Below are 17,818 nucleotides of genomic sequence, written 5' to 3'. Positions count from 1 at the left end.
ACGGATGGTGACAGGCTTATCGAATAACCTCTTACGCGTACGCGCGTGTAGGCGTTAATCAGAATAAGGGTCACCATCCGTCACCAAGGTTAATCGTAAGGGTCGTAATAACTGCGTGGAAACGACTTGGGACGTAGCCTGAGCCCTTTAAAGGCGCGCGTTCCCCCGTGTAATCGACTCTGAGAAAAATTGCGTGTGATGAGGATTTCTGAAAAGCGTTTGATGGAGCCGACATACTCGCCAGCGCGTTCAGCCCACTCACGCCAATCCGCATACAATTCCGAAGAGGCCGCTTTCGCTTCCGCCGATCGCTCACAGCGCTCATCAATCCACTGCCCAAGGGCGTCCTCCGCCTCAAAATATTCCTCCGTCGCCGCACTCACGCAGGCGGGCGGATTGAGACCCATGCGCTGCCATTCCAGACATCCTTCCACCGCCCAGGCGAGAATGCCTTCGCGCTCGGCAAGCAGTTTGTCGGTCAGGCCACCGTCGCGTTTTTCTGGTGGTACGGTCACGGTGAATGGAATCAGATGCAGCCGACGCTTCATCGCTTCGTCGACATTGCGGATAGCCGGTTTGTGATTCCCTGCAATCAGCAGCTTGAATTGAGGGACATACTCAAAGAAGTCCTGGCGCATGAAGCGCGCGGAAACCTTGTCGCCACCGGTAATGGATTTGACCTTAGACTCGTTCCAGCGCCGGCCTTGCTCGGTCTCAATGGCCGACACGAAGCGTGCTCCGCGCAGGCCCGCCAGATCCGTTGGGTGTCGATCGCCGCGCGCCTCCATGAAGGTGTCCATTGGCGCATTGGCGGCGTAGTCGCCCAGAATGGCTCCCACCACGTTCACGAACACGCTTTTGCCGTTGGCGCCTGTGCCGTAGAGGAAAAACAACGCGTGTGCGCTGGTGGCGCCACTCAGGCAATAGCCGACCACTCTTTGCAAATACGCCTGCAGATCGGCGTCCTGTCCCGTCACATCCGCCAGAAAGCTCCGCCATGTTGGACATTCGCCTTTAGGCGTTGCGGTGGTCGACTTGGTCATGCGGTCTTCGCGACGGTGTGAACGTATCCGGCCCGTGTGCAGTTCGACCACGCCACCGGGCGTATTCAACGCCCAGATATCCGCATCCCATTCCTCCGGTGTGGAGGCGTGCTGGGGATCAGAACGCGCGATCTTCTCCACGGCGGCAATGGCGGCGGCGCTCGCCAGCCGGCCTTTGCGTTTATCGTTGTCCGCCTTTTGAGACGCGGCGCGGCAAACACCGCGCACAAGATGCTGAACAAACAGCACCTGGTCCGAGTTCCAGCGCATGCCCGACCATACCAGCCATTTGCCCCAGAGAGAGCAATACCGCCAGTCCTCGCCATAGCGACGAGTGAAGGCGGTGGCCAGGCCGTCCTCGGTGGCCCAGTCGACGTCACTCAATAGAGTTTCCGAATCCACCTCGTCGCAATGGAGCTCTATTGGCATGCGGGGACCGGCTGAAATAAGCCCCGCCGCGTCAAAGCCTTCCTCCAGAGCGTCCGCGGCATCCCAGCCCTCGGGCTTGTCTTCCGGTGGCGTCAGAATGGCGACCGATATTCCTCCCACCCGTAGAATCGCCTGAGAAGCTTGGTCGGCGTAGGCCCAACCCGGCGCATCCCGATCAGGCCAGATGATCACATGCTTGCCAGTCAGCGGGCGCCAGTCGGTTTTGTCCACCGGAGCCTTAGCTCCATTCATCGCCGTGGTGGCGCAGATACCTGCATCGATCAGCGCCTGGGCGCATTTCTCGCCTTCCACCAACACCACCCGTTCCGACTGCGCGATGCCGGGTTGGTTGTACAGGGGACGTGGTTCGGGCGGCGTCATCTTGCGACGCTTGGCGTCCCAGGGCCGGAATTCCTTCCTGCGCCCAGGGGGATCGTAGCGATACACGACGCCCAAGAGTTTTCCAGCCGCGTCCAGATAATCCCACTTGGCCGTCGCCGGACCGAGATCATCCATTGGCGGCGACTTGCTTCGCTTGCGGGTGGGCTGGGTGCGAGAACGCCCCAACAACTCGACGGCCAGATCAAGAACCCTGGAAAAGTCCGCGCATGCGTCAACGTGGTAATACCCGGCAATCATGGCGTAGATATCACCGCCGACGCCTTCCGCCCGATCAGTCCAAAGACCAGCTTTTTCGCCTTCCAGGACCACTTCCAAACTTTCGCCAGGACTGCCTAACACGTCACCAATCAAGAACAGATTGCGGCGACGTTTACCCGCCGGATAAAGCGTTGTCAGCACCGACTCCAGATTGGCGATCAGCTCAGCGCGAATCGCCTCTCGTTCGGCATGGAGATCCCGGTTTTCAAAGGGGCGTGCTACAGGTTCATTAAAGTCGATCATCCTGTTGTCTCCCCACTGGTCCAGCACCGGTTACGCCATGCGCACATACGACACTCCCAGTGCTCTTCGTCCAAGAACGAGCGCGGCAGCAACTCTCCCGCATCGGTCGCCAGGATGATCTTCACCGCGCGATCGGACATGCGCTGGGCGAGCTCGCCGTTATATGGGACAAGCTCGGCGTAGATGTCCATCGTGTCGGCGTTCAACGCGGTAAACAGCGCAGGCGCCTCATGCAGTCCCAGATAGGCTTGGTAGACCGCCACCTGAGCCGCATAGACCGGCTTTGATTTGGCCAGACGATGCTTCTCCAGATCACGCCATGACTTGGCGCCAAGGCATTTGTGCTCCCACAACGCGGGGTAAACGAACCCATCCGGCCCACTTACGATAACGCCATCGACATGCCCCTGAAGGCGCTCGTCCACAGCGGAAAATCCAAACTGTTCGCCTACCTCATTGCGGGTGAGAACCGTGAAGCCGGCTTTCTCCAGCCAGTTCAGCATGCAGTCCTCCATGACATGACCACGCTCAAAGATCCGCAGAATACGGCCTTGCGTTTCGCGCCCCGGGTCGACCGGGGCCTGGGCGTATTCAAACTGCAGCGCCCGCTCGCAGGCGACGCCCAACCGCGAGGCGCCCAGGTAGGTCCTTGGCGTTTGCTCATCCCTTACTTTACGCAGCCCGATATCGACCAACGCCGAAATCCGTCCGGAGAAACTTTCAGTTGAGTTGAAATCCATCATGCTGATTTCTCCCAAGGCAGTTCTCCTTCCAAATCAGAAAACAGGTGCGCCTTTTGCTCTGACGCCAGGGCAGGGGAGCGAACTGGAGCATAGCGGGCGGACTCGTGGTATTGAGTCATCGCTGCTACATACCCACTTACAATCGCCTCGACAACCGTCATTGCCTCCGCCTCAGAGTAGGCGCCTAGCGGCTTGCCAAAACCGATGGCGGTCGCCGCGTCGCCGAAGGGTTTCAGGCAGTCGCGTAACGCTGCTTTCTCAATGTCGGTGGCGTTCAGCATGACTTCCTCCTTTGTCCCTTTCAGCCAGTCCGCATACAACGCGTGAAAGGCTTTCTGACATCGCGCCGAGCAGAACCGCCAGTCGGTGGGATAACGCTTGGATTCGCCTGGCCGATGCCGTGTGTTCAAGTGACCAAACCCTTTGGCCTGGCGAGCGCAGACTCGGCATTTCATGAGATGAGTTTCCCTTAGCCGCCCCAGTGACGGCGGCTGGTTGACGTACTTCGAACAACATGAGAAATAACGCTCCTACTGAGCCCAGGCGGGCTTGCCCGCTGCGGATGTCGGTGGTGCATAAGCCGATGTAGGCGCAGCGGTTGCTGGCGCTCCGCCGGAACCTTCTGGCGGAGGCGTTTTCATATGAGGCGTTGATACCCAGGCCGCATACTCCGGATGGTCCGGCTCCACCGCGTTCTTAATCACATTGCGATCGCCGCCTTTGGCGTCTTTTTCAACGTCCACCCGGGCCAGAAACTCCAGCCCATTGAGCTCCCTGAAGCCATGGATGCGACGTGCGGCCGCCGCCTGGGGCGAATTATCGTTTGGGTTGACTCGTCTGGCGCTGTTGAGCGCGGCGCGGATAAAACTCCGTCCCATTTGCGCCCAGGTCGGTCCTTTCGGCGAATACAGACCGATGTTGCTCCACAGTTTTCGCTTGGCGTACTCGCCGCCAGTGACGATGAACTCCGCCGCCAAGTAAACCGCTCCGGTATCGTTTGAGTAGGTGGCGTAGCCACCGTCCCAGCCTTGATTGGGATCGTCATAACCACCGGGTTGCAGCGACATGCGTACGGGCACAACCGTTCCCCTGGGAATCACATCGAATGCGGACTGTTGTGGATCGGCATCGTTAAAGTCGTTCCATGCCTGGTTCATAGGACTTGCTCCTTGGCTTCATTGAGTTGATCGACAGCGGGCGGCTGTGTGTATTCCAGTCGCTCCAGAGCCGGTTTCGCGGGACCGGCGACCTTTTCCATAAGTCGTCCCAGATGCGGTTCCTCCACCGCCTCCAGGCGGCCTGAACGATCCTTGGCGGGGTATCCCCAGGGATTGAGGGTGTGACAGACGAACGCGCGGTAACCGGCGCCGTCATCCGACTTCAGTTCGGCCAAGGTGACGACCTCGTCGACAATGCCTGGCAGTTCCAGCCCTGTTTTTGAGCCATCGATCTGCAAGGAAAATACGCGGCGGTTATAGTCATCGAGGCGTTCGTCGAGGATGCCGACGAACCAGACGTTTTTGTCCCGTGTGTGCTGCAGATGGGTGAGCCAGGCGATCATCTCCTGGCCCATCAAACCGTATGCGCCGCGTGCGTCGGGCTTGCCGGTTCTCTCCGAATGCGCCTGCGGCTGCCCCTTGCACCACTGCATACACAGACGGCCCGCCACGGTAATGGAGTCGACAAACAAGGTGTCGTACTTGTCTAAAATGGACGGGTCGCCAAAGCGCTCGCAAACCGCCTGAAAGTGAGCTTGGCTGAACGGCTGATCCTCACGAAGCGCCGGATTGTGTCCGCCAATGAACACGGCGAAGTCTCGGCACTCCGGCCAAGTGCGTGGGCGAATGGAATCGCCTTCCCATCCCTCAACAGCGAGATCGCCAGCCTCCAGATCGAAAAACAACGTGCGCTGGGCGTCGAGCGTCCACAGTTGAGACGTCTTGCCGATGCCGCTTTTTCCAATCAATACGCCTTTGACGCCGCGCTTTTCAGCTAACCTTTGATCGGCGGTGATGATGGGAAGGCTCATGAGCGCGCCTCCCTGAGAGACAATCGAATCGATGGCCTGCAGGGTTTACGAATGCGCGCCTGCTCGAAAGAGCGTCGTAAACTCTGCGGCCAGGCGTTGTACTTGTCCTCGCTGACGAAGTAAGTGATATCCAGAAAGTCGGCGGGGTCGCAACCCGCTTCAGCGATGCGTTGCGCAATCTTCGTCAGGGCGTCCTGGCGCCATTCCACACGCTCGGATACGCTGGCATGAACGTCCACCGCGCCGTCCTCAAAACTCACAGAGTCGGACTCCTTCCTCCGACGTAACGCCTCAGCGCGCCGGCCGTATTTGGCCTCCAGCGCATAATCAAGGTGGGACACCAACACTTTGGCGGCGGCCAGCATGATTGACGCTTCCGTTCTGAGACGGTAGAGCGTTTCGCCTGAATACTCCGCCAGTTCTTTGGCGGGCGTCCCGATCAGTTCCTCCATGGCATATCGGCTCATGCGGCGTCTCCCTTCTCAAACCGTTCGGAAGTGCTCTTACGCAGGCTCTCCGCCTCGAAGGCCTCCACATCCTCCATGCGATAAAGCACGCGCCCATGCAGTTTGAGATAGACGGGACCGCAGCCGATGGTGCGCCAACGCTCCAGACAGGCTTTAGAGACGCCCCAGCGATGAGCCAACTCACGTTGACTGAAGTGTTTTATTTCCACGATTAGCTCCTTTGGGTTATTGCGGAATCGTGGAGCTATCTTGCAGAACAATTGGTGGGAAAATCGGGGGAGTCCAGGTAGGAAAACGGGTGGGAAATTTTCGGATCGACGGGAAATATAACGGCAATTATCTGATCCTGAGCCTTATATCCTCATAATGAACAAGCTATAGGATGTGACGCGCAAGAAATTGAAAAGCATTAGTCCTAAAAGAAACCAGATTGAACTCGACATTTACAACTAAAGATAAGGTAAAAGCATTGAAAGCCACACAGACCAAGTAAATCGCACTATATGGTTGATAATTGGTCGTATTTTTTCGCCATGAGAGGTGAGAATGGCAATCAATATCTCAAATTCGGCGCTTTATTCACTACGCCATGGTTTTCGAGAATAGAATACTACCCTAGAATCGGAATTTAGCAATTTGCGAATCGGGATTCACCTGCGAGAGCCAGAGCCTGACATGTGCAGGCCCTGTCGTTGCAGATAAATAGATGGAAGCTATTTGTCTGCTTGGTTAATAAAAAAGTTGTTCACTTCGTTCTCACCTTTAAGGCGATGCTCAAGTCAAACTGACTACTTGCAACATAAGCCACCAATATTAGTGGAACTTGTTAAAGCGGAAGTTCGGCAATTCCACTCGCCAAGTATGTAGCTTGGTTCATTGACGTTTAATTGTACATGGCAAGCATCATGAACCCCCCCCCCTTCGGCTTGAGTTAGGACTACATCATCCGACCAAGCCCAGTAATTACCGTCCTCGTATCTATATGTTTCTATACGTTTCAAGCGGGCTGCTCCGGATATTTCTGCTGTGCTACACATTCTTAGCCCAGCGCTAATACATCCCTGATTATTATCTAGCCAGTTAGTTCCGACTTGAAACCTATATTTTCTATCTATGCAATATGCTCCTAGATTTACCATACCATCTGGGCATGAAGTAATCGTTAACAACTGCTTATTGTGGCGAATAACAGATGTTTTCATCTCTAATAATAAATCTGACAAATCTCCTCTGGACAATAGCTCATTTAATGCTCTAATTCGTGCTTCGGCCTCTTCACCTTGCTGCCCAGAAATTAGTTCTGTTAGTTCAGCTACTTGAATACCAATAGCTTTCAGCTCTTCAGCTTTTTTCTTTACGGTATCCCTCTGTTGAGCTATATCTACTGATAACTCCTGCTGTGACTCTTTTTGCGCTCGCGAGTTAGCTTGGATTTCTTCAAATAGTAACTTACTTTCACTATTGTATTGAGAGATTCTCAAATTAGCTTCACCTAGGCTCAATCCAAGTTTATTCGCACTTTCGATGGCGGTAACCTGAAGCCATTCAATCTGCTTATTGGATAAAAAATATCCCCCAAGCAGGCCGACTATTAAAACACTTATACCAATTCCTACATTTTTCCATTCTTCCATTTTTGAATCCCTATGAATTTTGTTATCTAAAATGGATTGATTTTTCATTAAAAATTCACCATGTGCGTTTTTTAATCAAAACTATATATGGTTAATTTCATACTTTTCTCGCCAGTTTAATATCATAGCTATATCCTTTGATATTCTTGTCGAGATAAATACGTAAAAATCAAAAACACCATAACCAATAAAAGAACTGAAAAACTCCCACTTATCTGCTTTATTTTCTCTCGAATTTTGAATATCAGAAACCTTAGAACTTCTACAGGAAGATATGCTACTAATTCTCACTATCACATTATGCAATATTTTTTGCCGATTATTCATTGTCAAATATTCTCCACCTTCTCTATATGCTTATGTTTCTCACGATGGATAGTAGGCTTAAATATTTTTATACTGTGCGATATCGTGATGATAGGCGCACAGTATTTTTCTGAATGCTTAAAATTATAATTGTATTATGGGGTTGGTGATGATGGAGCTAAGGACTGAGGAGACCACGAATCTAATTGTTGGTTTCTCCAGTCTTCAGCGTATACAGAAGGTGCTATTGTAACGGCTTTTACACCCGGCAAAGAGAAACAGTCATTTCCATTGCACCATGCTGTATCGGAATTTTCCCTAGGCTTATTGACAACAAATAGTTGGGCCGTATCCTCAGTAGGAGCTAACTTAACATCAACTGTCTCTGAATTTTTCGAGTATACTTTATCGTTGCCAAGAAGAAAGGCGACCATCTTAATCTTTTTCTCGGTATCGCTTGCACTAGACTTATCTGTAATTGAAGAAAGAATCACTTTGGCCGCATTAACTCTTTCTGCATATCTTTCTGCATACAACTCATAATTTCTCTTACTAGTGTCTCTCATTTGCTTAAAGAAAGCCTTACACTCCTCAATTAAAACGTTGCTTCTCTCGTTAGCTTTGAGGCGCATCTCACTTACACATATTGTATGAAAATCATTTGTGTCTACGACCTTAAGGGCAATCTCTTGAACAGCCTTTGCCACAGCCTGGATGTGCGCGTCACTTCTAGCAGCAGGCACCCCCACGTTCTCTACAACAGCACTTGTTAGCCCTGTTGCTATTAGCCCTCTAGCGTTTGAAACTCCTTTTTCTAGGCTACCCTTGTTTGCTTGGAGTAAGGATAGAGACGAATTCTTAGTTTTTAACTCCTTTTCTATTTCCTTTTTCCGATCTTCATTAGCAGTTTTCTTTTCCGACTCAAGAGTCTCAACTTCACCTTCGAGTGTTGTTATCTGAGAGTTAACTTTTTCGAGCCTCGCCATCATACTATCCATACTTTGAGCAGCTTCTGCTGTACTTTGAGTTGATATAGTAGTGGGAGGAACTTTTACGGTTCCTGCTAGTTGTTCTATTGCCAAGAGCCCTACCATGTATTTTTGATATCGTCTTGACAGAGTCTCATACTGCATTTTGTCAAGGGCGCCTGACATATAGCCTTCGCACAATCTGTATAAGGAGTCACGAAGTAGTTGTATGCTCTGAGTTCGTAATCCGACATATGATGCTCCCTCATTTCCAGTCATAGCTAGCTTTGCGGCGGCCTCACTTTTATAACTTCCTTCGGCAGCCAACCCAACAGCAAAAGCAGATAATGCATCAGGGCTAGGTTCCGCACAAACTATAGTCCTAGGAGTACCTTCTGGAGTCTCTTTGGCTGCAACAATTGCACGTTGCTTGATATCGACTAGAACTCCAGTTCCATCATTAACATTTAAATCTCGATGAACACTCATCCAATTACCCCAAGTACTGCAGCCTTGGAGTGAAACAACAATAGTAAGAATGAAGTGAGAGAGATGACTTTTCATGATGACACCGTATTGTTAGTGGTTTTAACACTTTATACGGGCGATAGCAGTCAGGCGGGACCTAAACATCAAAATTAGGTGAAGCGTACAACTCATATTCGCTTAACGATACACCTGAGCTTAATCCCTAAAGCCCAGGGAGAGTATAGAATAAAAAATGTACAAAAATAAACATTTTTTAATGTTTTATTTTCGCTGATTTATATTCCACTCCCATGAATATCTATCGTTAGCTAATAAGAAGCATTTTCTTTTGGAAACTAACGCCAATAAAACACTCTTTGTATTTAACAACTTATAAGTTTATGTCTGAATAATCAGACAGATAGTTATCCATTTTTATTGTTGATTTAAACAGTAGTAGCCGTTGCCTTCTTGCTTGATAAGTGTGTTCCACAGAGGATGTTGAATCCATTTTCCATCCACTTTATTACGCATAATCCGATGAAGTTCCTCATTAGTCTCCGCTTCTGCCCGAAGCAAGTCTTTATGCGCGCGTCCACCTTCACGATATAGTGCTTCCATCACCGCCGATTGTTTCTTGGTAAGCCTGTACCACTGCCCATCCCAGCGAACACGCCGAAAGTCAGTAGAAAATCGAAGTCCGATACCGCCTTCACTTTCAGACGCTTCGGAGTAGCCTTGTAGAATTGACAGGACGGAGAGTTCATCCAGCACACAGCAATCGCCAGTTCGACTCAGAAGCCTATCGAGAGAAACTAACGCTATGTCTTGCGGCAAATCTATGCCTGTAGGGAGTTTGCTTGAGGTGCTGACCACAAGCGCAGGCGCTCTGGCCGACTCTTTCCTAAGTTCCTTCATGACAGACAACAGGCGCTCTGTCATATCCAGGCTACGCACAAAATACAGGTTTACACGATAGCCGCGAATACGAGTAGCTCCCAAGTGCCACAGCCAGTCATCCAAAAGAGGCGTCACTCGATGATGAGCGCCGATCGAGAAGAAGCCCTGCAACCAGAGTAGCAACCTATCCACATCAACCGTATATCGATGTATCTCCTCGGCGGGAACGCTAACCCAACCAGCGCTGGAGGAGAAGTAGCGATGTCGCCTAGTCTCAGAGCACCAAGTCAAATCAGCAAATCCTTGATGGCCATGAGTTAAATAGCCCAGGCAACCTGCAGGCGTTAAGAACAGCCTATTAACAAGCTCGTATGCAACACTGGGAAATTCTTCAAACAGCAAGCTGCCAGCAATACTAGGCACCGGACTATTTAGGAGCCGCAAAATGAGCGTCAATGCTTCTAGAGTAATAGAGTCAGCCGTCATCCGTGAATGTCGTTCAAGAGCCCCCAACGTTTTAGATATTTCTCACCAACAAGCTTCTCTTTGCTTGTTCGTGTAAGCAGATCGCATCCATTGGGGAGCGTGATATTGATTGGCAGAACATTACTTCGACTGCCTTTCTTATCTGGGTGAAAGCGAATAATGATCTTCGCTTGCGTGGGAATAAACGCGCCTGACGCCAGAGGGCAGTGGCCTCCGAAGTATTCGCGCGAATATTCATGCAGATCAAGTACGCTCTGCGCGGGAGATTCCACCTGGATACGCCCGTATCCAGCAAGGTCCTTTAGTTTGAGCATGACCACGTTCACTGACTCAATACCATCTTCGGCATCCCAAGTCAGAGGAGCCCCCGTCATTAGCGGGGTTAGGTCATAGCGTTTTTGTGGCGGTAATTTATTTTCAATGGCAGGCATAAATACAGCAACCTTCACTGGTTAATGTTCAATAGATCCCGTTACCGTTTACTGCGGAATAGGCGATCTATCATCTGCTCAGGCATTTGTTTTTTGTTGTTGGCACCCAGCCCTCCTTGGGGGTGTTGGACGGAATCGTTCGGTAGGCTGAACGGATTATTCCTAATGGGCTATTTTCTGTCAAGAACAAGAAGATGCGCGTGTAGTTGGCATAGTGATATGATTTATAAATAAAAAAGTAATAAATATAACAAAGGAACGTCTTGTGCCATCAACGCTAGGCCGCAAACTTCGTAAGTTGCGTGAACAACAAAAGCTCAGTCTTGAACAGCTGGCAATGCTGTCCGGTTCCAGTAAAAGCTATCTGTGGAATCTGGAGAATTTCGAATCAAGTAACCCTTCAGTGGAGAAGGTAGACAAGATCGCTACAGCGCTTAAAGTCACCTCGGAATTTTTACTGAATGGCTCCGCCACTACGCCAGATCAAGGCGTTATTGATGAGGCCTTCTTCCGCAAATACAAATCCCTACGAGAAGCAGATAAAAAGCGAGTCCGGCAAATCGTCGACGCTTGGACGGAAGACAACACAGCTACAGATAACTAGCCTTCAGGCCAGTCTTTTATCTAAATAATGCGAGTCCTTCAACGATAAACTTATTCGTCGTTTCCGCCATCGCCCCAAGCCCCCTGAAACAGTTCGCAATAGCCCGCAACTCCCTCATGGCCAGGCTGGTTGCTTGAGCCGATAATTGCCCCTCCATCAAGCAGTTTGACAGTCAGGACCGCCCAGCAATGCCATCAAGCCATTCCCCGTACAGCCCTTGTCAGGCCATTCCTCCCGAGCGCATGAGTGCGGAACAGCGTAGACAGGAAGTCGTACTCATTCTCGCTCACGGGCTTGTTCGCCTTCGCGAGAAGAATTTTCAAAAAGAGAGCAAGGTGGGACTTGCCTTCCAGGGGCGACAGAGCGTTCATCCAACTCCGTTAAAAACTGAGAGAACGGAGGTCGAATGAGCCAAACAGAATTGATATCCATGCCTTCCATCGCAGCCCGAGTGGCGGCTTTACCCACGCTGTCCATGCCCCAACTCCGGGGGCTCTGGCGAAAGCTGTTCGAGACCGACGCCCCGACGCACGTGCGCACATACTTAGAACGCCGCATTGCCTATCGGTTACAGGAGGAAGAGTTTCGTAAGACAAATCCAGAGCTGTTGGAGAGCAACCAACGCCGCATCGCTGAGCTGGTGGAGGCCACCGATCCAGACAAGCCTGTCCGTGAAAACCGGCCGCCAGCTGGCACGGTGCTGACACGTGAATATCACGAAGTTGAGCACCATGTGACGGTGCTCGCGGATGGGCAATATGACTATCAGGGCCGCCTGTATCCATCCTTGTCCATGATCGCTCGGGAAATCACGGGCACGCGTTGGTCTGGCCCGGCTTTTTTTGGGCTGAAGTCAGCCTCGAAACCCAAAGGCGCGCGCAAGGGAGGCAAACGATGAACGACGTCGTGAAAAGTCGGCTGCGTTGTGCGGTCTACACGCGTAAATCCCATGAGGAGGGCCTTGACCAGGAGTACAACTCGATCGACGCCCAGCGTGATGCTGGGCATGCGTACATCGCAAGCCAACGAGCGGAGGGGTGGATTTCTGTAGAGGATGATTATGACGATCCCGCTTATTCCGGCGGCACCATGGATCGCCCAGCGCTAACGCGACTGCTTAGGGATATTGAGGCGGGGAAAATCGATGTGGTTGTTCTGTACAAGCTTGATCGACTAACACGCAGCCTGACAGATTTTTCCCGGATGGTGGAAGTCTTTGATCGCCATAACGCCTCCTTTGTTTCCGTCACGCAGCAGTTCAATACGACCACGTCCATGGGGCGTCTGATGTTGAACATCTTACTCTCGTTCGCCCAATTTGAGCGTGAGGTAACGGGTGAACGTATTCGCGACAAAATCGCTGCGAGTAAGCGAAAAGGAATGTGGATGGGCGGTATTCCTCCGCTGGGGTATGACGTCAAGGACAGGCGTCTGGTCCCCAATGAGCGCGAAGCCAAACTGGTCCATCATATCTTTCGACGATTTGCCGAGCTGGGTTCCAGCACGACGCTGGTGAAAGAGTTACGTTTAGATGGCGCTACGTCCAAATCCTGGACCACACAGGACGGCCGGTTTCGTAAAGGCAAACCCATCGACAAGAGCTTGATCTATAAGCTGCTGAACAATCGCACCTACTTGGGTGAGCTACGCCACAAGGATCAATGGCATCAAGCAGAACACCCTCCCATTATCGACCAGGAGCTGTGGGAGCATGTCCAGACGATCCTATCGAAAAACGGTCGTGTGCGCGCCGCCAGCACCCGCGCGAAGGTATCTTATCTGCTGAAAGGCATCGTATTTGGTTATGACGGTCGGGCGTTGTCACCCTGGCACACCACCAAGAAAAACGGCAAACGATATCGCTACTACATACCGCAGCGGGACGCTAAAGAAGGCGCTGGCGCGTCCGGCCTACCGCGCCTTCCTGCGGCGGAGCTTGAGTCGGCGGTACTGGAACAGTTACGAGGAATACTGCGCTCGCCCACGTTGTTACGAGAGATGACGCCAGTCGCTGCAGGGATTGATCCTGAGCTGGACGAGGCGAAGGTCGCCGTCGCGATGTTACGGTTGGATGAGATCTGGGACCAGTTGTTTCCGGTGGAGCAGTCACGCATTGTCAGACTGCTGGTGGAAAAAGTAGTGGTTTCGCCCAATGAACTGGAGGTACGGCTGCGCATGAATGGCATTGAACGAATGGCGATGGAGTTATCCCCCTCAATCAATTCATCTCACGAGGGAGCTGCCGAATGAGTGGAACGCGTATCCAGAGTACAGGGAAAACCAGCCTGATCACGGATAGTCATGGCGCCGTGACGCTAACCACCCCGATCCGTTTCAAGCGGCGCAGTGGGCGCAAGCTGGTGACGCTTCCAGAGGAGAGGAAGGATGCAAGGCCTTGGGATAAGGCGATCACGCCACTGCAGGTGGCGCTCGCCAGGGCGCATCGATGGTCGGCGCTCTTAGCATCAGGAGAAGCAGAAACGCTACGCGATATCGCCGCCAAGGAGGGTGTGGATAACAGTTACGTCAGCCGCATCCTCAATCTGACATTGTTGCCGCCTGATATCGTGGTGGCCATCCTGGACGACGCATTGCCCAACCACATTACATTGTTCGATCTGGCGGTAGATCCGCCGCTTTTATGGCACGAAGCTCTGCGCAAAGTATTCAAATCAAGACAAGAGCATTGGAAGAGCACATAGGGCATTTCCAGTCTTCCTACAGCGGAACGAGACTACTAGGCATCATTCCGCTTATGAAGTTTAGTGGCCAAGCTCTAACAGTCTGTTTCTGATCCAGCGGCGCTTATTGCGTTGCTCAACAAGAAAGTCGTCGGCTTTAGCCCATAGCTCAAATATACGAGACAGAGGAAAATATACAGTGATCACTATGAACACCAAAAAACCTATGGTCGAAACTAATACTTGAGTTCGGTCTGAAGTCGTCACTGAATCCCAAATAAATTTTATGCCAACCTGAATACTAATTGGCTCACCATTGCTGGCTGCATAAGAGACAAAAAGCTCCTTTGCGAAAAAAGCCAATATACTCAATGCGACAAGCCCAAGTAATAAAATGGCCATGCTAAGGCGAGAGCTACGCCTTCTTTTTGCTCTGTAATCACGGATAACTTTTGCTGTGTGGGCATCTTCCTGCAGTAACTCTTCAGGTGTTAGTTGATCAATATCTTTATAGGTTTGCTGTTGTTCGCTAATGTTGAAAATATTGTCTCTACCAGCCTGAATGCCGCCTTGTACGTCAATTCTTGCCATATAATCTCCTAATAATTCGACCTAATGCTTTCAAAAGCCTTGCATTAGCAGGGCCTATTGCTATTACAAAAGCCTATACATGGCAAAAACTTATCGAGTACTTCAGCGGCGGGCCCTTCATTGAGATGGGACTTGCATTGCTCCTCTGATTGAGCGTTCATAGGCCTAGTAATCTCGTCGACGTTAGGTGCGCCAACACCCAACGCCGACTAACCAAAACCAACTACAAGGGAGTTGATCATGGCTGACGTCGAGTCTACTACGGCCACGCTTCATTTGAACAGGCGCACCGGGGAATTTACCCTATCCGTGCCCTTGGATTCGGACATCGTTTTAAAGGCCGCCAAACGCGCCCTGGCGCAACGGTTTAAACGTCATTCCTGCCACATGGATGACCCGGGTAAAGTGAAAGAATATCTGATGATGCATCTGGCGCCGGAGCCACGCGAAACGTTCGTGGGACTTTTCTTGGATACTCAGAACCGATTGATCGCCTACGAAGTGCTATTCCGTGGCGCGATCGACGAGGCCCATATTTATCCTCGCGAAGTGGTGAAAGCGGCCTTACGCCATAACGCTGCGAAAGTCATCGTCGCTCACAACCATCCCTCCGGCGATCCCAAACCTAGCGTTAACGACCAGCTCATTACCTACCGTTTGCTTCAGGCGCTTATGCTCGTTGAAATTCCACTCGTCGACCACTTTGTGGTGGGAGGGGATCAAGTTGTAAGTATGGCGGCGCAGGGCATCTTCGGAAAAAGACCGCGGAAGATTCCCGAACCCGCTTAACTAATACCTTCTTGGTAATACGCTCCGGGTAATCCCGGAGCCTGCACACACTTTTCTCCGAACAATAGACGCATCGCATATCCAACTAAGAGTTGCTCCATCAACACACATCAGCTATTTCTTGCAAGAGTGAAAAGGCAGCATGACAGCAAGAGAATAGACTTAACACCAAGATAATAACGTGGGAGTATAACTAACTCGTAAGCGCTATTCGGATTGGCGGTTGATAAAAGTCAACGCTAGAAGTGACATGGATGGGAGACCTTGAATTCAATGAACCGAATTCCTTTTGGCTTGCAAGTCAACTCTTCGAAATTAGTCGATGTGCATGAAGTCCCTCGAGGAATCCACTCAGGCTGTATTTGCCCCTCATGCCGTATTGAGCTGGTGGCTCGGCAAGGCCAGAAAAAAACTTGGCACTTCGCTCATTTCACAAAAAACAAATCTGAAGAAGAAATCACGCAGTGTGAGTATTCTTTTTATGTCTCAGTTGCCATGATGGCCCGGCAGTTAATGGACTCTGTTGATGCTTGTAATATCCAGCTCCCATTGTACGAAAGATTAGTTTCCGTAAACGGAATGTCAGAGTGGATAACTATAACAGAGTCACGGGAAGTGACTTTGAAAGATATCTCCGTCAGCCAACAGATGTATGGGGTTGACTTTGATGTACTTGGAAAGGTTCAGGGAAAGAAAAAAGTGGTTCCCCTGGGGCTTCAATTCGAATATCCAGAACGGCGTATTGACCTAATTCAAGAGCCTGTAGAAAAACCAATAGGTATTCTCGCCGTTGACTTAACTGAGCTTGAGTCATTGTTTTGGGAAGAAAAAGAGCACTCGCTTACATTTAAGGACGTGCTTAAAACTTTTTTATTGGACTCAGCGGAAGGAAAAAGATGGCTTTTCCATCCCAAGCAGTATAGAGAAATTACTAACGCCAAGCAGGCGTTAGAAAAAAAATCATCCCACAACTCACAGTTTTCTCAAGTAACCTACCACGACAGAACACACACTCCATACTCTACAACACGTAACGCTCATCAACGCACTTTCACGTGTACGCAATGTGGGCACAACTACAACTTTTCAGCCAGCTATGGCAGCCGGTGCCCCAGATGCGTGCAGGAAGTTGAGGAAGCAGACTGCAGATCAAGATAGCTCACTCCATCTAGCGCTCAATCAGCTTTATTTGAGGCTTAGCTTTTGTCTCGAAACTATTCCGTGCCTATTTATCTAAGTAAACGGCAAGCAAGAATACAATGCATAGATAGTATCCTACATCTGTAGGATTGGATTTTGTAATTCTTATACGGATAATTCCACCTTCATATAATAATTCAAAATAAAGAAAAAGAAGTGAATTCAAAGTGCTTTCTTAAAAATTGTCACATAAATAACATCACTGGCGATGGATATCGTTGAAGCATGGCTGAAAGGTAAGAAATATTTAACTATGCAAAAGCCGGTTATCAATCAGCCGAAAGCTTACAGAAAAGCAGTTTTTCAATTGGGTAGTCTTAATCTAGAGAAATCAGGCTTCATCTTGTATTTATATTTCTGGAGTTTCATATGTACGCCAAATTTAAATCTATAGTCGAATCAATAAAGATTCAAGACCAAAATTACTACTACTTTACGCATGGAACTTATGCTTCAAACTGGCCATCCATCTTAACCCACGGCTTAAACCCTCAAATAGCAGCAAACACGAGTTCTTTAGGTGCAAAAACTTATGAACGTACAATAAGTCGAGATTCAATTAGGAAAATTAAATACGCCACTGCCCCTGACATTGCGACAGCATACTCGAATTTTGTACCTGAAAACTCAAATGGCACTGCAATAGGAATACTCTTACAAGTAAGAGTTCCAAGAGGTGAGTTTTGGAGGGCGTATGATAGGACTAGAACTAGAAGTAAAGACTATTGGAGACGTGAGTCAGGAGGAGAAGATAATGCTTTTCGCTTAATAGATAAGGGAGAGTATTGGGCTGGAGTAGTTGTAAACGATGGAGGGGGTCCTATTTTTGCCCTGGAAACGGATCAAGTAATCCATCCTAATGATTTAAGAGTGATAGGGTACTCAAAGCTTGATTATCAGAGTGATCCAAATATTAGATTATATAAAGATTGGTTCCATCCTCGGTCATAGTGGGGATTTCTCCTGCTCTTAGCTCCCTGCCTACAAATAAAATGGGAGTTGAGAGCAAGGCCACGGAAGCTGCCTGAGCCAACAATGTAAAATACTTTGACGAGGGGGATCGACAAGTCCCGTCGTTTCACTCGCTAACCTTTCTAATAGGCAAAAGTCACCAGCCTCGGGACTTCATCCTTTTTAGCTGGTACT

General features: G+C 50.1%; 19 protein-coding genes. 7 read left to right on the top strand and 12 right to left on the bottom strand.

Annotated elements, in window-relative coordinates:
- Positions 1-89 precede the first annotated feature (89 nt).
- The 11 genes from AC2IBB_RS27945 to AC2IBB_RS27895 all read right to left on the bottom strand — a co-directional run bounded on the left by AC2IBB_RS27945 (position 90) and on the right by AC2IBB_RS27895 (position 10,807).
- On the bottom strand, positions 90-2,375 hold the full coding sequence (locus tag AC2IBB_RS27945; RefSeq protein WP_486329964.1) for a phage/plasmid primase, P4 family: 2,286 nt from the start codon (positions 2,373-2,375) through the stop codon (positions 90-92).
- Positions 2,372-3,118: a PD-(D/E)XK nuclease family protein gene (locus AC2IBB_RS27940; protein ID WP_305903254.1), complete on the bottom strand. Its 747-nt coding sequence runs from the start codon at positions 3,116-3,118 to the stop codon at positions 2,372-2,374. Before AC2IBB_RS27940 ends, AC2IBB_RS27945 begins: the two co-directional genes overlap by 4 nt.
- Positions 3,115-3,573 (bottom strand): DUF6511 domain-containing protein, encoded by a 459-nt coding sequence (locus AC2IBB_RS27935; RefSeq protein ID WP_305903255.1) that lies wholly within the window; start codon positions 3,571-3,573, stop codon positions 3,115-3,117. The genes AC2IBB_RS27940 and AC2IBB_RS27935 overlap by 4 nt, the downstream gene beginning before the upstream one ends.
- Positions 3,574-3,648: 75 nt before the next feature.
- The gene (locus tag AC2IBB_RS27930; protein ID WP_279508502.1) at positions 3,649-4,275 is read right to left on the bottom strand and encodes a hypothetical protein; all 627 of its coding nucleotides are present in this window, start codon (positions 4,273-4,275) and stop codon (positions 3,649-3,651) included.
- Positions 4,272-5,147 carry an ATP-binding protein gene (locus tag AC2IBB_RS27925; protein ID WP_486329963.1) on the bottom strand — a complete coding sequence of 292 codons (876 nt, stop codon included), beginning with the start codon at positions 5,145-5,147 and terminating at the stop codon, positions 4,272-4,274. The genes AC2IBB_RS27930 and AC2IBB_RS27925 overlap by 4 nt, the downstream gene beginning before the upstream one ends.
- Positions 5,144-5,614 carry a hypothetical protein gene (locus AC2IBB_RS27920; RefSeq protein ID WP_486329962.1) on the bottom strand — a complete coding sequence of 157 codons (471 nt, stop codon included), beginning with the start codon at positions 5,612-5,614 and terminating at the stop codon, positions 5,144-5,146. The genes AC2IBB_RS27925 and AC2IBB_RS27920 overlap by 4 nt, the downstream gene beginning before the upstream one ends.
- Complete coding sequence (locus AC2IBB_RS27915) at positions 5,611-5,823, bottom strand: helix-turn-helix transcriptional regulator (protein WP_486329961.1); 213 nt, start codon at positions 5,821-5,823, stop codon at positions 5,611-5,613. Before AC2IBB_RS27915 ends, AC2IBB_RS27920 begins: the two co-directional genes overlap by 4 nt.
- A gap of 579 nt (positions 5,824-6,402) precedes the next feature.
- Positions 6,403-7,296 carry a hypothetical protein gene (locus AC2IBB_RS27910; protein ID WP_486329960.1) on the bottom strand — a complete coding sequence of 298 codons (894 nt, stop codon included), beginning with the start codon at positions 7,294-7,296 and terminating at the stop codon, positions 6,403-6,405.
- Positions 7,297-7,709: 413 nt separating this feature from the next.
- A complete protein-coding gene (locus AC2IBB_RS27905) occupies positions 7,710-9,011 on the bottom strand; it encodes a hypothetical protein (RefSeq protein WP_486329959.1) in 1,302 nt (433 codons plus the stop codon).
- A 414-nt stretch (positions 9,012-9,425) separates the two neighbouring features.
- Positions 9,426-10,376 carry a hypothetical protein gene (locus tag AC2IBB_RS27900; protein ID WP_486329958.1) on the bottom strand — a complete coding sequence of 317 codons (951 nt, stop codon included), beginning with the start codon at positions 10,374-10,376 and terminating at the stop codon, positions 9,426-9,428.
- Positions 10,373-10,807 carry a hypothetical protein gene (locus tag AC2IBB_RS27895; protein ID WP_279508511.1) on the bottom strand — a complete coding sequence of 145 codons (435 nt, stop codon included), beginning with the start codon at positions 10,805-10,807 and terminating at the stop codon, positions 10,373-10,375. The genes AC2IBB_RS27900 and AC2IBB_RS27895 overlap by 4 nt, the downstream gene beginning before the upstream one ends.
- A 265-nt stretch (positions 10,808-11,072) precedes the next feature.
- On the opposite strand from AC2IBB_RS27895, the gene AC2IBB_RS27890 reads away from it, so the two are divergent.
- From AC2IBB_RS27890 to AC2IBB_RS27875, 4 genes are all read left to right on the top strand, one after another.
- A complete protein-coding gene (locus tag AC2IBB_RS27890) occupies positions 11,073-11,411 on the top strand; it encodes a helix-turn-helix domain-containing protein (RefSeq protein ID WP_216740493.1) in 339 nt (112 codons plus the stop codon).
- 406 nt (positions 11,412-11,817) lie between these two features.
- A complete protein-coding gene (locus tag AC2IBB_RS27885; protein ID WP_486329957.1) occupies positions 11,818-12,309 on the top strand; it encodes a DUF2924 domain-containing protein in 492 nt (163 codons plus the stop codon).
- Entirely contained in the window at positions 12,306-13,661 is a 1,356-nt protein-coding gene (locus AC2IBB_RS27880) for a recombinase family protein (protein ID WP_486329956.1), read from the top strand. The genes AC2IBB_RS27885 and AC2IBB_RS27880 overlap by 4 nt, the downstream gene beginning before the upstream one ends.
- Positions 13,658-14,113 carry a LacI family transcriptional regulator gene (locus AC2IBB_RS27875; RefSeq protein ID WP_486329955.1) on the top strand — a complete coding sequence of 152 codons (456 nt, stop codon included), beginning with the start codon at positions 13,658-13,660 and terminating at the stop codon, positions 14,111-14,113. Before AC2IBB_RS27880 ends, AC2IBB_RS27875 begins: the two co-directional genes overlap by 4 nt.
- A 60-nt stretch (positions 14,114-14,173) precedes the next feature.
- Here AC2IBB_RS27875 and AC2IBB_RS27870 read toward each other — a convergent pair whose 3' ends face one another.
- Entirely contained in the window at positions 14,174-14,683 is a 510-nt protein-coding gene (locus AC2IBB_RS27870; RefSeq protein ID WP_486329954.1) for a hypothetical protein, read from the bottom strand.
- A 240-nt stretch (positions 14,684-14,923) separates the two neighbouring features.
- On the opposite strand from AC2IBB_RS27870, the gene radC reads away from it, so the two are divergent.
- The 3 genes from radC (at position 14,924) to AC2IBB_RS27855 (ending at position 17,623) form a co-directional block, all read left to right on the top strand.
- Entirely contained in the window at positions 14,924-15,472 is a 549-nt protein-coding gene (gene radC / locus AC2IBB_RS27865) for a RadC family protein (RefSeq protein WP_486329953.1), read from the top strand.
- Between the two features lie 273 nt (positions 15,473-15,745).
- Entirely contained in the window at positions 15,746-16,630 is an 885-nt protein-coding gene (locus AC2IBB_RS27860; RefSeq protein ID WP_486329952.1) for a competence protein CoiA family protein, read from the top strand.
- Positions 16,631-17,041: 411 nt separating this feature from the next.
- Positions 17,042-17,623 (top strand): hypothetical protein, encoded by a 582-nt coding sequence (locus tag AC2IBB_RS27855; RefSeq protein ID WP_486329951.1) that lies wholly within the window; start codon positions 17,042-17,044, stop codon positions 17,621-17,623.
- Positions 17,624-17,818 lie beyond the last annotated feature (195 nt).

This window comes from Hahella sp. NS-SX17 (assembly GCF_057367735.1).
The sequence above is the reverse complement of the archived record's forward strand: the minus strand, read 5'-3'. Positions and strand labels throughout refer to the sequence as shown.

Coding starts and splice junctions, on each gene's coding strand:
- AC2IBB_RS27945 (WP_486329964.1), bottom strand. CDS start 2,375: ATGATCGACTTTAATGAACCTGTAGCACGCCCCTTTGAAAACCGGGAT.
- AC2IBB_RS27940 (WP_305903254.1), bottom strand. CDS start 3,118: ATGATGGATTTCAACTCAACTGAAAGTTTCTCCGGACGGATTTCGGCG.
- AC2IBB_RS27935 (WP_305903255.1), bottom strand. CDS start 3,573: ATGAAATGCCGAGTCTGCGCTCGCCAGGCCAAAGGGTTTGGTCACTTG.
- AC2IBB_RS27930 (WP_279508502.1), bottom strand. CDS start 4,275: ATGAACCAGGCATGGAACGACTTTAACGATGCCGATCCACAACAGTCC.
- AC2IBB_RS27925 (WP_486329963.1), bottom strand. CDS start 5,147: ATGAGCCTTCCCATCATCACCGCCGATCAAAGGTTAGCTGAAAAGCGC.
- AC2IBB_RS27920 (WP_486329962.1), bottom strand. CDS start 5,614: ATGAGCCGATATGCCATGGAGGAACTGATCGGGACGCCCGCCAAAGAA.
- AC2IBB_RS27910 (WP_486329960.1), bottom strand. CDS start 7,296: ATGAAAAATCAATCCATTTTAGATAACAAAATTCATAGGGATTCAAAA.
- AC2IBB_RS27905 (WP_486329959.1), bottom strand. CDS start 9,011: ATGAGTGTTCATCGAGATTTAAATGTTAATGATGGAACTGGAGTTCTA.
- AC2IBB_RS27900 (WP_486329958.1), bottom strand. CDS start 10,376: ATGACGGCTGACTCTATTACTCTAGAAGCATTGACGCTCATTTTGCGG.
- AC2IBB_RS27895 (WP_279508511.1), bottom strand. CDS start 10,807: ATGCCTGCCATTGAAAATAAATTACCGCCACAAAAACGCTATGACCTA.
- AC2IBB_RS27885 (WP_486329957.1), top strand. CDS start 11,818: ATGAGCCAAACAGAATTGATATCCATGCCTTCCATCGCAGCCCGAGTG.
- AC2IBB_RS27880 (WP_486329956.1), top strand. CDS start 12,306: ATGAACGACGTCGTGAAAAGTCGGCTGCGTTGTGCGGTCTACACGCGT.
- AC2IBB_RS27875 (WP_486329955.1), top strand. CDS start 13,658: ATGAGTGGAACGCGTATCCAGAGTACAGGGAAAACCAGCCTGATCACG.
- AC2IBB_RS27870 (WP_486329954.1), bottom strand. CDS start 14,683: ATGGCAAGAATTGACGTACAAGGCGGCATTCAGGCTGGTAGAGACAAT.
- radC (WP_486329953.1), top strand. CDS start 14,924: ATGGCTGACGTCGAGTCTACTACGGCCACGCTTCATTTGAACAGGCGC.
- AC2IBB_RS27860 (WP_486329952.1), top strand. CDS start 15,746: ATGAACCGAATTCCTTTTGGCTTGCAAGTCAACTCTTCGAAATTAGTC.
- AC2IBB_RS27855 (WP_486329951.1), top strand. CDS start 17,042: ATGTACGCCAAATTTAAATCTATAGTCGAATCAATAAAGATTCAAGAC.